We start from the raw sequence: 13,283 nt of genomic DNA, 5'->3' as shown, positions 1-13,283 counted from the left end.
CCGCCCGCGCAGCAGCGCCGGCGGGCTTTTTTCATGGGACGGCGACAAGTGGTTGGCGGTGGCAGGGCTATAATCGTGTAATCCTGTCATGACGAAAGAAACACGATGTCGCCTACCCTGCCTGCCGATCTGCGCTGCCCCCGCACCCTCACGCGCGAAGGCGGCCCGACGCTCTCGCGCATCGTCGCCGGCATGTGGCGCATGACCGAATGGGCGATGCCGGTCGCGGCGCGCGTCGAGTTCATCGAACAATGCATCGCGCTGGGCGTGACCTCGTTCGACCATGCCGATATCTATGGCGACTACGGCGTCGAGATGCTGTTCGGCGAGGCCCTGCGCGCCCAGCCTTCACTGCGCGCCCGCATCGAACTGGTGAGCAAGTGCGGCATCCGTCTCATGTCGGCCAAACATCCGGGCCACACGATCCAGCACTACGACACCGATGCGGCGCACATCATCGCGTCGGCCGAAGAATCGCTGCGCCGCCTGCACACCGACCACCTCGACCTGCTGCTGATCCATCGGCCCGATCCATTGATGAACTTCGACGAGATTGCCGAAGCCTTTACGCGGTTACAGACGGCCGGCAAGGTGCGGCACGTGGGCGTCTCCAATTTCACGCGCCACCAGTTCGAGTCGCTCAATCGCCGCGTCGCCCTGAGCACCAACCAAGTCGAGTTCTCGCCGCTGGTGACCACGCCCCTGTTCGACGAAACCTTCGACGGCCTGCAAGACCTGGGCATCGCGCCCATGGTCTGGTCGCCGCTGGGTGGCGGGCGCCTGTTCGACCCGGCCAACGAGCGCGCCGCCGTGCTGCGCCAGACGATCCAGGGCATTGCCGAGCGTTTGAACCAGCCGTTTGCCAGCGTGGTGTTCGCGTGGATCATGCGCCTGCCAAGCCGGCCGATTCCACTGACCGGCACCGGCCGCATCGCGGCGATTGCCGACGCGGTGGCCGGCACGACGTTCACGTTGTCGCGCGAGGACTGGTTCCAGATCCTGCGCGCCGCGCGCGGCCACGAGGTCGCCTGATGCTCGAGGCCCACGTCAAGATCGTCGAAGGCAAGGCGCTGACGGCGCCGCAAAAGAGGGATCTGCTGAACCGGCTGGCGCGGATCGAGGGCCAGCTGCGCGGCGTGCAAAAACTGATCGCGCTGGCCGACACGCCACTGGACTGCGACGCCGTGGCGCAGCAAATGGCGGCAGCGCGCAAGGCGCTCGACCGCTCGTTCGTGCAGCTGCTGACAGCGTCGATCGTGACGCAGACGAGCGGCGCGGCCGACCTGCCCGAGGCCCGCGAACGGGCCGCACACCTGGCGGCAATGCTCGACAAGTTCGCCTGAACGAAAAAACGGCCCTTGTCAGGGCCGCCGGTTCACTCTTCGTCGTAGACTTTCGGCTGCGCCACCCCGCGCCAGCCCATCTTCCAGCCGATATTGAGCAGCAGCGTCAGGCTGATGTACACCAGGAAGAACAGCACGAAGAAGCGCGTCTGCAGCACGGCCAGCAAGGCTGCGCAGACGGCGACGATGACGATCATCAGCTTGCCGCTCGGGTGCTTGGAGCTGGGGAAGCGGATGGTCGAGACCATCAGCGCGCCAACCACCACCATCAGGCCCGCCACCATGAACGCCTGGGCCATCTGGGTAACCGGATCGGGCCAGGCCACGACCACGGCCGACACGCAGGCCGCGCCGGCGGTGATCGGCATGCCGACAAAGTAGCGCGGGTCGGTGCGGCCCTGGCTGATATTGAAGCGCGCCAGACGCAGCGCGCCGCAGGTGACGAACACGAAGCAGGCCAGGCCACCCATGCGCACCAGCGTCGGATGCACGTCGTTCAGTTGCGTGAAGCCGTAGCAGTACAGCAGCAGGCCCGGGGCGCAGCCGAAGTTCATCACGTCGGCGATCGAGTCGAGCTGCATGCCGAAGCTGGACTGGGTATTGGTGGCGCGCGCCACGAAGCCATCGAGCGCATCGAACACGCCGGCCAGCACCAGCAGGATGGCGGCCAGGCGGAAGTCGCCCGGGTCGCCCACGCGCGCATTGTCTACCGAGATCACGATACTGGCGAAGCCGCAGGCAATCGACAGCAACGTGACGGAACTCGGCAGGGCGAACTTGGCGCGTGCGAGGCGTTGTTGGTTAATAGGCTTCAATGGACGACTCGACAAGATAAATGATGGCTTATTCTACAGCCTGCAAAACAAGGTGGTTGCGCGTTGACGTCACCACCCGCCGTCACATCCGGATTTGCCCTAGAATATCAAATTACACCCCGTATTGACAGGAGTTGCAAGATGAGCTATACGCTCCGTTGGCAGTTAATGATCCCAGCCCTGGCTGCCGTCCTGGGCCTGGCTGGCTGCGGCAGCAGCGATAGCGACAGCAGCCCGTCCGCCCAGGTCACCGGCGGTACCGCCGTCAATCCGGATTCGTCCGTTGCCCCCGACCCCACCGGTATCGCGGCGCCAGCGCAGACCGGCAATATCGCCGTCGACGGGCGCAACTGGATCAACTACCGGCGCGGCCAGATCGGTGTGCCGCAGGTACCCGAGAACGCGCAGATCAACAACGCCGCGCTCGGGCATTCCGAATACCTGCGCGTCAATAATCTCATGAGCCACGACCAGGTTGCCGGGCGCCAGGGCTTTACCGGCGCCGACCTGGGCGCGCGCCTGAACGCAGCCGGCTACACGTTGCGCGCCGATCGTGGCTATGCCTACGGCGAAGTCATCTCGGGCAGCCGCAACGGCTCGGGCTTCTACATGGCCGAAGAACTGATCACTGCGATCTACCACCGCTTCGTGATCTTCGAGCCGATGTTCCGCGAGATCGGCACCGGCGCGGCCACGGCCAGTAGCGGCTACCGCTACTTCACGGCCGATTTCGCCAGCCGCGACGGCTTCGGCCCCGGCATCGCACGCGGCACGCTCGTCACCTGGCCATTCAATGGCCAGACCCAGGTCGTGCCGAACTTCTTCAGCAATACCGAGCAGCCCGACCCGGTCCCCAACGCCAACGAAGTGGGCTATCCGATCAGCGTGCACACCAACCTCGATGCCAACGTCACGGTCACCAGCTTCACCGTGCGCCCGCGCGGCGGCAGCGACCTGACCGTGCTGCGCATCCTGCCGCTGTCCGACAACAAGCCTGCTGCAGCCATCATCCCGCTGCAGCCGCTGCGCGGGGCCACCATCTACGACGTCAGCTTCGCCGGCACGGTCAATGGTGCTGCCGTCACGCGCACCTGGTCGTTCACCACCCGGTGACGGACGCCCCGAGCGGCGACGCCGCCGCCATCATCGACCTTGCGGCAGCCCTGGACCGGGTCATGGGCGACCGTGCGATGTTCCTGCGCCTGCTGGCGCGCTTTGCCGGCGACTACCGCGACGTGACTGCGCGCCTGCAAGCCGCACTCGATGCCGGCGACGCCGTGCTGGCGCAGCGCATCGCTCACACGCTCAAGGGCGCGGCCGGCATGATCGAGGCCCTGCCGCTGCGCCGCCTGGCGCTCGACGTCGAACTTGCGCTCAAGACCGACGGCGCGGTGCCGGCGGCGCTGATCGGTGCGCTGGACTTCGCGCTGGCGCGGGTAATGGTGGAAGTGGATGCGCTGCTGGTGACGCCGGATGCGGCGGCTTTGCCGGCGCCGCCATCGATGCTGCCGGTCGATGCGCGCGACCTGATGAGGCTGCGCAAGATGCTCGACATCGGCGATGGCCGCGCGCCCGAGCTGGTGGCATTGCTGCGGCCTCGCCTTCTGGTCACGCTGGGCGCCAACCGCATGGCCTTGCTGGAGACAGCCATCAGGCATTTCGATTTCGAGCATGCGTTGCTGTTGCTGTCCGACCACGGCGCCGCATCGGCGCCCGACCTCAACGCGTGAATTCGGCCTCTTCGTCGAAGGCATCAGCGCAGGGCTTGCCGCAGAACCGCCGCACGCTGTCGAGCGGCTTTTCACAATACCAGCACGAGCCCTTGGCGGGCAGGTTGGCGCGGGTGGGCGTGGCGCTCACGGCGGCGGCAACCGAGACGGGTGGCGCCTGCAACGGCCGGCCACTGTCCGGAAAACTTTCATAAGTCGTTTCCAAGATCCACCCCCTGATACGGCAACCTGAAGTCAGAGAAAGATTACTTCAGTGGAACTCCATGCCCATGAGAAAGCGCAAGCAGGGGTCCAACTGGCGAACCCATCACTGCGGTTCTTTGCGTATCAGTGTGCTCCCAATGCAATGCGGGTGCAATCCCTGATCTGCCGTGCTGATGCAATTTGACGCAACTGCAACATGCGGATCGGGTTGCGTTACTTCGCCGGCTCGAGCGTGACCAACAGGCCCGTGCGTGTGGTCTGAATGCGCGTCGGGACGAACTGCACGCCGGCGTAGCGCAAGTCGCTCTGGTCGAACGCATACACAGGCATGTCGCGCGCGACGGTGTCGATCAGCGTGTTGGCCACGCGCGTCAGCTGGCGTTCGGCGTCGGGGTTCCCAAGCTGCAGGCGGTCGACGCGCGGCTCGGCCATCATGACGGCGGCGCGCCCCGGATCGATATACAGGCGGCCCGAGAACGCGACATTGCCGGCCCAGGCGCGCGCAAACGGCGGCGCAACCGAGGCATCGACGGCGAGCGCAACCCGGTCCTGGTCCGGCACCAGCGACAGCTGCGGGCGCGTGAGCTGGACGTCAAAAATGTCGAGCAGGCGTTCGTTGATCGGGAAGCGCTTGTCGAGGCTGGATTGCAGCTTGTGCAGCGGCAGCTCGACCTGACGCGGGCCGAGGACGCTGGCGCAGGATGACAACAGAGTGGCGCCAGCCAGCATGGCGGCGAGCCGAAACAGCGTGCGGCGCGCAGGATGGGGGGCAAGGGTCGTGATTCGCGTGTTCATAGCAGCAAGCCTAGCATGCCCGGCGGTGTTGGCGCGCGACGCGTCGCGACAACAGCGGTGAGCGATGCGCAAATGCGAGCCGTTGCGCTTTGGACAGCTACCGCTATTCGCACAGGCATTTCACACAGTTGATGCGCTGGCGATGCGCAAGACCGTCCCAAGTTTTGGACAACACAATACCCACTCACAATTCATCGGAGGTGGATATGGCGAATCGTATGAGGTGCGCAGTTCTATGCGCTGTCCTGACGCTGATATGCGGCGTGGCGGCACAGCCGCTTGGCACATTCACATGGCACCTGTCGGGCGATAGGTGCGTGGCAAAGGTGGCCGGACAGCCAGGCGTGGATAAATGGAGCCAGCAGCCCGATGCGGCGTTCCAGCAGCGGTATGCAGAGGGCTATCAGGCCGGGGTTGTCGATGCAACGCAGGGGCGGCTGTGGTGCGCGCCGCCCGGCATGAAGCCGCTGGAATCGATGATCGTATATGGGACGAGCTGCGCGGGCGCGCTGGCTCGATGCCGGGCAATGCAGCCGCCGAGCTGATAGCGCTGTATGTGGCTCGCTTCCCTTGCGCTGCTGAAAAACTACCCGAGTAACCGCGTCGTCAGCCGCGACACGTTGTTCCAGCAGATCGGGTGGGATGACCTGATCAAAAATCCCCGCTACGGCAATACCTGCGCGATCCGCGTCAATTTGGCGCTGATCCGGTCGGGCGTCACAATCCCCGGTGGTCGCCTTCCTATCAAGAGGATCGAGCCGGGACAGGCATCGAATCCCCCATTGGCAACTATCTATCGATACAGAAGCTCGTGACTGGCCCATCGAGCCCATACCGGCACGCTTTCCGCAAGAATCGATCAGTTTGTGTACTAACTTGTGTACTAATGGATCAGTTCGACCACAGTTTTGCTTGCCCCTGGAGGCATGTGCGCGGCAACCAGCTCTAGTCGTGCGGGCCTCTGCACAATCGACGCGAGGCCGGTTGAGGGTGAAGCTGGCGCTGGTCTGCGCTGCTGGGCAGTGTGGCTAGCTAAGTGTGTCGGTTGCTGATAGTGGCGAGCGTGCTAGCGCTGGTCGGCTCCTTACGAGGTGAAAGTGCTCGTCGGGTAACGTCGCGCGAGTCGTCGTTTAATTGCAGTGTGGCTTAGCGTGGCCAGAAGCAAAAACAAGCGGGTCGACATCAACCAGTAGCACAACCCGATCGTAACTTTGGCGAAAGCAGCAATCAAAGAAAGCAACGTCCACATCCTGAACCACAAACCCTTAAACCCGCATGGCTGCTTGGTTTTACGTTTTAATATTCTGTGGATGCCCTAAAGCTCTCGCGCACGCACGCGCACGCCCGCGTAGCGTAAGAAAATTCAACTAAGACGTAACTTTGGTTGAGGCGGGGGAGCCGGCGCGGTTTGATTTCGTCATCCGTAATTCTTCTTCAGAACTTGCAATCAATATTTAGATTGATGCAACAAAGCCATTCTAATGCGTCTCAAACACGTTTGTTGCTCCATCCGTTCTCTCCTGGCAACAATGTCATCACGACTAAGTACGACTAACAAAACCCTGAAGTTGCCCCAAGGGCAACAGCCGGGTACGCTGAGCCGTGCCGACCGTCCGCTATCGGCCGTGGATTCAACTGGTGAACGCAACGCTCTAAGCCTTATGGAGGAGTGTTCACATGAAGCAGCGACCTCGAATTTATTACACAGACAGTCAAAAGGCGCTCATGTGGGAGCTATGGCGCCAAGGCGATTCGCTGCAAAAAATTGCCCAGCTGTTCGACCGTAACCACTCGTCTGTTATGCGGATTCTGGCGAAAACAGGTGGCATCCGTCCAGCACAACGATGCCGATCCAGATTGGTACCTGCGCCATGCAGTGCCCGTTAGGGGCGGCCTGACAGCGGCCGGCGCGACACCGGCACGCGGCGATGCGCAAGACGGCGCACGGGCGTAACCCGAACAGGTTATGCTCAGCTTTCGCGCCTTCGCGCTTGTGCGCGCAGGTCCCCACTCACTGCTACGACAGGACCGCGCATGTTCGCAACCGCCGAGGCATTCCAGGACGTCGTAGTGCGGCTGTCCGTGCTGCGCTACGTGATCACCTCCAACACCGAGCGCGGCAAGAACGATATTGCCACCGACGCCGAGAATTTCTTCGCCGGGTTACTCAACCTGCTGTGCGGCTGGGAGCTGGTGAACCTGAACGTGACGGAATACCAGAACTATCCGGCGATCGACCTCGGCGACAAGAAGCACATGGTCGCCATTCAGGTGACGGCGGAAAACAAGGTCGAGAAGATTAAGGACACGATCCAGGCTTTCTACGAGCACGGCCTGCGCCCGTCGTACCGCAGGCTGATCGTCCTGATCCTGTCGAGCAAGCGCGCATACACCACCGACTTCGAAAGCCTCAAGCGCGACCTTGACCACCTCGACATCTGGGACATCGACGACGTGTTCAAGCTGATCGAGCGCAACCTGGTGCAGGACGACCTTGACCACAGGGATTACAAGCTGATCGAGACGCTAGAGGCGTTCACGAGAACCCAGCTGCCGTCGATCGTGCGGAGCCTGTCCGCCGGCTTTGGGACCACCCGTGGCGGGCTGCTCGGCGAGCTTGAAGTCGTAATCGGGCACCCGCCAAGACCATGCCGACGCTTCATCGACGCGTTGCACGTGGCGGACGCCGGCGAGGAGGCCGTGGCGCTGCAGGCGATCAATGACCTGTACGTGCAGCTCAAGGACTTCAGCTACATCGGTACTCGGCAGGTGCTGGCCCACGCCATTCAGTACTCGATCGGGTCGGACGAGTTCAAGCAGCGTTTCCCGTACTATTACGACCATTACATTTCCGATCACATGCTGATCTTCGCGCCGCACGTCGCCAGCCACCACATGGGCTATTTGCGTAGCGAAGTGTTCAAGGAACAGGTCGGGGGCCTGCAGTTCCGCGACTGGGCCATGCCGCTTGAGAACAGCAGTTTCATGAGCATCCGTTTGCCGTTGCGCACGCTCGATGTCAACCTGTTCTACGAGCTCAAAGTCTTCCTGGCCAACGACATCGAAAAGCTGCGCTCGCTGCTGGTCGACCTCGATTTCCGGCATCTGGACTGACGTACCGACGTTAGTCCCGCCGATGGACGAGGGGAAGGTCAAGAGGGCGTATTCGGTTCCGGCGTCAATGTTCAGGCGGCCCGTGTATTCGGAATGGTCGATCATTTGCGAGCCATTGCTGCAATCTCGAGAATCACGCACGGGTGTACAGAAAGTGGTTGCTCTTTGTGCAATTGGTGGGAAAATGGTTGCTGAGCGCTCTTAGAAACAGGTGCGCGTGCGAGTTCACCTCTACGCTCGGTGCTTGTAGCGCATTTCTGACCTGCCATGGCAAATCAAGACCTTTCTCCTCCATCCGCCCGCCCATCGAGATTGATGGTGGTGACATCTGTTCTGGTTCCATCACCCGTCCAGATGCAATGTCTCAAGGATATTTTTGGATTCCACATTCAGGTGCAAGAACTCATCGCCACCTTCGGTATCGACGAAGCGATAAACGCGGGGGCAGAGCAGTTCTATAAGCGCCATCGAACCGATTTGGAACCTTTGCTACAACGCCTTGGTCAAGAGAGCGAAAAGCGCGCGGTCGATCTCATCAATGATGTTTTTGTCGCGGGTCCAATCGGTTTACGCCATGCGGTTCAGGGCCATGCATGCGTCGCCGGCGAGATGGTGTCCCTTCCAGTGCCACAGCTGGGGCCAGTCAGGATGCGTTTTTACAATGGTGCGTATGCCAGGCCTTCGCGTAATTACAGCCTGCTCGAAGGATCGTTCCTGGTATATCACAGTGATCGGTTTGAAGTCGAACTGCACTGGTGGAATCTTTCCCCTAGATCGAATGCGCCTGAACCGATCAAGCTTCGCATTTTCAAAACCGCAAAACAACCGGCCGCACCCAAGCCTCCAACGCTGGCAGTGCTAGCATCGCAGAAGAGAGCGCGAGAAAAGGCGGTTGCGGAGCCGAAGGTGAAAACCCGGAAAAGCAAACGGGCAAAACCAAAGATAGCTTCGGAAACCACGTCCGCGCCGCTGGTAAAACAGAAGCATATCTCGCCGCAGAAGCCTCAAAATGCAGGCAAAATAAAATCTGGCTCCCGTCTGGCCGCTTCTACTAACCGAGCCAGAACGAGATTCTCCGGCGTCTACATGCCACCGCAAAACTTCGCCCCTCAGGAGAGCGCGGTTCCGATGATATCGGTGGACTGTTCCTGCATGGGCAACAATGCGACGTGCTTCCGATGCGATGGCCGCGGTTACTACGAGAAGAAATCGCCCATCAAGACTACCTCGCAAACTGTCTCGCCTGAAATCGGTGCCAGATCGATTGTCCGTCATGAGAGCGACAGCCGGGGTGGCAGCTATGGGGTACGCGAGAACGGACGGTTCCTCAGTAATCCGGATCATGACGCCTACGACGACGAAGCAGGAGCTTAAAGTCTCTTCACGTCATGTGAGCAGAGTCCGCTTTGGGTCGGTTACGGTCGTTCACCAGTTGAATCCACGGCCACAAGTGGACACTTGGACGACAGCGAGCGGCACTGCTGTGTCTCGGAGGCTGTATAAGAATGGTTTGAAGGCTACGTAGTTCGGCAAGTGGTAGCCGGTAGGGGCTGCGCAATCGCTCAGTCGTGAAGCGACTGAGGGAGCAGAGCGAGCGCGCTCGGTAGTGCATCTCGGATTTTTCACGGACGCGAAAAAATGTCCTCGCCCTTCTACAATAAAAAATGCGGCACTCGACATCATTCATGTTAGTGCCCTTGTTCTTCTCCGCCGGAAAATGTAGACTAATTTATCACTACAAAGCGGAGAAAGTGTGGAAAATAATCCCCCCGAATTTGTTTATAAGTACCGTGCTGCGAAGAGTGGGAAAGACCTGGTTCGACTACAGAGAATGATTGAATTCGGTGAGATCTATTTTGGATCTTCTTTCGATTTCAACGACCCGTTCGACTGCAAACCGGCATTTGAGCTGGACTGTGCTGACGATGAATTCGTGCAGCGTAACCTTGAATATGTAAGAGTTAAAAAAGGTGCGTTCGCCGCAGCAATATTAGAGCCTCAGATTAGAGCAAGAATTGACACAGAAGACGACCCACGACATCCTAAAAATCGAGTACGTCTTCAAGACAATATGGGGAAAATTCTTGAAGGCTGGGGGGTTTTCTGCGCATCAGAGGAAGGTAATAATATCCTAATGTGGTCGCATTACGGTGCAAACTTTAGTGGAGTATGTATCGAGATCGATACCAAGGAGTTTGATTACTTAGAAAAGGTTAACTATGTGCCGTCACGTCCGAAAATAAACGCTCTGCCGTTTGGAGAGAGTAGTTCATCGGCCGTTGACAAAGCGCTGTACACGAAATATGAACAATGGGGCTACGAGAAAGAGTGGCGTGCGCTTGACGATATTGGTTGTAAGCCGCTTTCAAACACTGGAATAACACGGGTTATCTTCGGACAACGATGCCGTTGCAAGATTCGAGAGAGAATTATCGAATTTATAAAGAATTCTGGAAAGCGCATCGGGACCGCTGAAATCAGACCAGATGAGACCACATTCAGATTGAATATCGTTGACCTTTAAGGTGAATAAGGCGTATAGCAATAGCTCTTGCTGGCATGCGAGAGTGTCATTGCGTCTTTCCGCAGTAGTTGTGCAGGTCTAATGTTAATTTCCACGCTCGCGAAGTATCGACACCTCGTTCTCGAGGGTAGCAATCTTCAGGTCGGCGTTCACGAGTTCGGTTTGTGAAAAGGTTAACTGTTCCTCGATCGAATCGAACCGGCTTCTATTCAGAAAGGTCGTGGTGATGACAAAGCCAAAGAAGGCACTTGCCCACAAACTCATGTCAGTTAGCGCATAAACAAGCGCCCCACTCACAACGGTACCAAGCGCCTCTTTGGACAATTCGCCCCACATCGATTTATTTTTCATATCTAATATGATCCGCCTAGGGCAGATTAATTTCAACAGCATCGAGCCGTACCGTTGCGTGGACAAGTCTCCGCAGCTTTTAGGTTCGTTGTCAACACAAGACATTATTATACTTTCACTGCGGAAACGATTGTTGTCTTGTTGAAGAAAAGCAACGGCATAATACGAATTGCTCGACGTAACCGAAGGAGATCGCATACGGCACGGGCTGTACAGTACCCGTAGCGGTGCCGGACCGTCAGACTGATCGTCTGCTTCGGGGGGCGATAGCGGACCTGCGCAGGCTCAGTCAGGGCACTGACATGGCGTCCGGGTTTGTAGACGTACTGATGCCATGGCCCGCGCACTTCTTCCCGAAGACCTGTGGTCGTTTATAGCAGCTCATCTTCCGACCCTTCGCCCATCGCCGAAAGGCGGCCGCCCGTGCATCGATGATCGCGCGGCCCTGGCTGGAATCCTGTTTGTTCTCAAGAATGGAATACCGTGGGAGTACCTGCCGCGCGAATTCGGCTGCGGCAGTGGCATGACATGCTGGCGTCGCCTTCACGAATAGATGCTAGCCAGCGTTTGGCAGCATATCCATGAGGCGATTCTTCGACGGCACCGAGAGCACGACCAGATCATGTGGGATCGAGCTTGCGTTGACGCCGCAAGCGCACCGGCATCTGCCGGAACGAGCACACGTGCCGAAAACCAACCGATCGCGGCAAACTCGGAAGCAAACACCATTTGCTGGTCAATGAGCGTGGCTTCCACTAGTAGCCCAGATCTCGGGCGCGCAGGTACACGACTCGCATTTCCTCATCCCGTTGGTAGAGTCAACCCCGGCAGTTAAAGGGCTGGCAGGCCGTATCCGCAAACGTCCAGGTGAACTGCATGCCGATCGAGCGTACGCTTCGATAGCCCATCGGGCTTGGCTGCGCAGTCGGGGCATCGCCGCTCGTATCGCGCGCTACGGCGTAGAGTCGCGCGAAAGGCTTGGACGGTGGCGTTGGTCGTCGAGCGAACCTTAGGTTGGCTACACCGCTTCCGCAGATTGCGCATCCGGCATGAGCGGCGAGCAGACATGCACCAAGCGTTCCTGTCGCTTGCCTGCTCGCTCATCTGTTGGCGGTATGTCGAGAGGTTTTGTTAGGCGCTCTAAGCAACCTTTGCCCTCGGCGCGCGCTATCTCGGCGAGTACCACTTCAACCTATACAAATATGTCAGAGAGAAAACTCATTAAGTTGACTAGCAATCCTGCGTAACAACAAGACCACAGATCCGGCAGCCAGGATTAGATGTCGCTCATTTCATACATGCAAAGAAGCAATTTCTGTTACCCTTTCTCGCAAGCTTTTTTATAATAAATTTTATATAGATATAAAAATTCGCTCATCCATCCGAGCTGTTTCGCCCTTAATATCCGAATTTGCTTGGGAAAGACGAGTGGCACGCCTCTTGCTCTACTGAAGAACGAGTAAAAAGAGAGTACTTATGCCCAATGACTTTGCCGCAGTACAAAATCCCTACCGCATGGCCAATGCTTCTGTCTCGCCAGATTCGCGTTTTATATTAGGAAACCTTAGGACAGACGCCCCCCACCTAGGGTTAATGTTGCCTCGTTTTGCCCCTGCAATCTCTCAGCTTTCGAACACCCAACTTTCCGGGCTAACACCTTTAGGCCGGGACCTACAGCTGTTCCGTGACGGCGACCTCGAATGCTGGTACACCCCGTTTGAGCATATCAACGTAGCCGCCAAAATCGTGCTGGTTGGGATCACTCCCGGACAGACCCAGCTGCTGAACGGGTTACGAGAGGTAAGAGCGCAGCTTTGCCGCGGCAGCAGCGTTGCGGATGCATTAGCCGCGGCCAAGCTGGTCGGTGCGTTCAGCGGCAACCTGCGTCAGCACCTCGTTGCATTACTCGATAACGCTGGCTTTCACACATGGCTGGGTCTTCCCAGCGCGCTCGACCTGTTCGGTAGCGCGCATGGACTCCTGCATACGACCTCGGTCTTGCGCCATGCAGTGTTTTACAAGGGGAAAAACTACAACGGCACACCCAACATGCTGCGCCATCCAGTGCTGCGGCGTCACCTGCTCGAACATTTCGCCGTCGAGGCCGCTAACTTGCAACATGCAATGTTCGTCCCCTTGGGAGACAAGGCTGCAGCAGCTTTGGAGTTCCTGTCAGGCGAAGGCGCGTTGTCGCGTGCGCAGATTTTTGCCGGCTTGCCTCATCCGTCGCCAGCCAACATCGAACGCATCCAGTTTTTCACCGGACAGAAGCCACAGTCGGCGTTGTCCGGCAAGACTAACGCAGCAAAACTGATTTCCGCACGCACGAGCTTGCAGCAGCGCCTTCGCGCACTTTCTGTTCCCGGCGCTCAGCTTTCCTGAGTACCTTCCACTTTCCTCAATATCT

At 58.9% G+C, this 13,283-nt stretch carries 14 protein-coding genes and 2 pseudogenes; 12 read left to right on the top strand and 4 right to left on the bottom strand.

Translation table 11 applies throughout. The features are described from left to right. Positions 1 to 105 precede the first annotated feature (105 nt). The gene (locus NX775_RS22900) at positions 106 to 1,032 is read left to right on the top strand and encodes an aldo/keto reductase (RefSeq protein ID WP_258838080.1); all 927 of its coding nucleotides are present in this window, start codon (positions 106 to 108) and stop codon (positions 1,030 to 1,032) included. Further along, positions 1,032 to 1,343 (top strand): metal-sensitive transcriptional regulator, encoded by a 312-nt coding sequence (locus tag NX775_RS22895; protein WP_258838079.1) that lies wholly within the window; start codon positions 1,032 to 1,034, stop codon positions 1,341 to 1,343. Before NX775_RS22900 ends, NX775_RS22895 begins: the two co-directional genes overlap by 1 nt. Before the next feature lie 32 nt (positions 1,344 to 1,375). Here the strand turns inward: NX775_RS22895 and pssA are convergent, their stop codons facing one another. Continuing rightward, positions 1,376 to 2,158 carry a CDP-diacylglycerol--serine O-phosphatidyltransferase gene (gene pssA / locus NX775_RS22890; protein ID WP_258838078.1) on the bottom strand — a complete coding sequence of 261 codons (783 nt, stop codon included), beginning with the start codon at positions 2,156 to 2,158 and terminating at the stop codon, positions 1,376 to 1,378. A 141-nt stretch (positions 2,159 to 2,299) separates the two neighbouring features. Here pssA and NX775_RS22885 point away from each other — a divergent pair, with 141 nt between their 5' ends. Further along, positions 2,300 to 3,271 carry a CAP domain-containing protein gene (locus NX775_RS22885; protein WP_258838077.1) on the top strand — a complete coding sequence of 324 codons (972 nt, stop codon included), beginning with the start codon at positions 2,300 to 2,302 and terminating at the stop codon, positions 3,269 to 3,271. Next, positions 3,268 to 3,888 (top strand): Hpt domain-containing protein, encoded by a 621-nt coding sequence (locus NX775_RS22880; RefSeq protein WP_258838076.1) that lies wholly within the window; start codon positions 3,268 to 3,270, stop codon positions 3,886 to 3,888. The genes NX775_RS22885 and NX775_RS22880 overlap by 4 nt, the downstream gene beginning before the upstream one ends. Here NX775_RS22880 and NX775_RS22875 read toward each other — a convergent pair. Together NX775_RS22875 and NX775_RS22870 are read right to left on the bottom strand one after the other, a co-directional pair. Further along, positions 3,878 to 4,093, bottom strand: coding sequence for a hypothetical protein (locus NX775_RS22875; protein ID WP_258838075.1), 216 nt, complete (start codon positions 4,091 to 4,093; stop codon positions 3,878 to 3,880). The two genes, NX775_RS22880 and NX775_RS22875, sit on opposite strands and share 11 nt — an antisense overlap. Before the next feature lie 212 nt (positions 4,094 to 4,305). Continuing rightward, positions 4,306 to 4,887 carry a DUF1439 domain-containing protein gene (locus NX775_RS22870; RefSeq protein ID WP_258838074.1) on the bottom strand — a complete coding sequence of 194 codons (582 nt, stop codon included), beginning with the start codon at positions 4,885 to 4,887 and terminating at the stop codon, positions 4,306 to 4,308. Positions 4,888 to 5,018: 131 nt separating this feature from the next. On the opposite strand from NX775_RS22870, the gene NX775_RS24220 reads away from it, so the two are divergent. From NX775_RS24220 to NX775_RS22845, 6 genes and pseudogenes are all read left to right on the top strand, one after another. Next, positions 5,019 to 5,432 (top strand): Rap1a/Tai family immunity protein, encoded by a 414-nt coding sequence (locus NX775_RS24220; protein ID WP_370660614.1) that lies wholly within the window; start codon positions 5,019 to 5,021, stop codon positions 5,430 to 5,432. A 9-nt stretch (positions 5,433 to 5,441) separates the two neighbouring features. Beyond that, a complete protein-coding gene (locus NX775_RS22865; protein WP_258838073.1) occupies positions 5,442 to 5,702 on the top strand; it encodes a type VI secretion system amidase effector protein Tae4 in 261 nt (86 codons plus the stop codon). Positions 5,703 to 6,564: 862 nt separating this feature from the next. Then, positions 6,565 to 6,741, top strand: a pseudogene (locus NX775_RS22860) (IS30 family transposase); the annotation flags it as partial. A 180-nt stretch (positions 6,742 to 6,921) separates the two neighbouring features. Beyond that, the gene (locus tag NX775_RS22855; protein WP_258838072.1) at positions 6,922 to 8,001 is read left to right on the top strand and encodes an SMEK domain-containing protein; all 1,080 of its coding nucleotides are present in this window, start codon (positions 6,922 to 6,924) and stop codon (positions 7,999 to 8,001) included. A 267-nt stretch (positions 8,002 to 8,268) separates the two neighbouring features. Beyond that, a complete protein-coding gene (locus NX775_RS22850; protein ID WP_258838071.1) occupies positions 8,269 to 9,375 on the top strand; it encodes a hypothetical protein in 1,107 nt (368 codons plus the stop codon). Positions 9,376 to 9,754: 379 nt separating this feature from the next. After that, on the top strand, positions 9,755 to 10,525 hold the full coding sequence (locus tag NX775_RS22845; protein WP_258838070.1) for a DUF2971 domain-containing protein: 771 nt from the start codon (positions 9,755 to 9,757) through the stop codon (positions 10,523 to 10,525). Positions 10,526 to 10,609: 84 nt separating this feature from the next. Here NX775_RS22845 and NX775_RS22840 read toward each other — a convergent pair whose 3' ends face one another. Beyond that, the gene (locus tag NX775_RS22840; RefSeq protein ID WP_258838069.1) at positions 10,610 to 10,876 is read right to left on the bottom strand and encodes a hypothetical protein; all 267 of its coding nucleotides are present in this window, start codon (positions 10,874 to 10,876) and stop codon (positions 10,610 to 10,612) included. A 334-nt stretch (positions 10,877 to 11,210) separates the two neighbouring features. Between NX775_RS22840 and NX775_RS22835 the strand changes: the two are divergent. Then, positions 11,211 to 12,011: pseudogene (locus NX775_RS22835) on the top strand (IS5 family transposase). 341 nt (positions 12,012 to 12,352) lie between these two features. Then, the gene (locus NX775_RS22830) at positions 12,353 to 13,258 is read left to right on the top strand and encodes a hypothetical protein (protein ID WP_258838068.1); all 906 of its coding nucleotides are present in this window, start codon (positions 12,353 to 12,355) and stop codon (positions 13,256 to 13,258) included. Positions 13,259 to 13,283: the final 25 nt, after the last annotated feature.

Source organism: Massilia aurea, assembly GCF_024753205.1.
Classification (GTDB): Bacteria; Pseudomonadota; Gammaproteobacteria; order Burkholderiales; family Burkholderiaceae_D; genus Telluria; species Telluria aurea.
The sequence above is the reverse complement of the archived record's forward strand: the minus strand, read 5'-3'. Positions and strand labels throughout refer to the sequence as shown.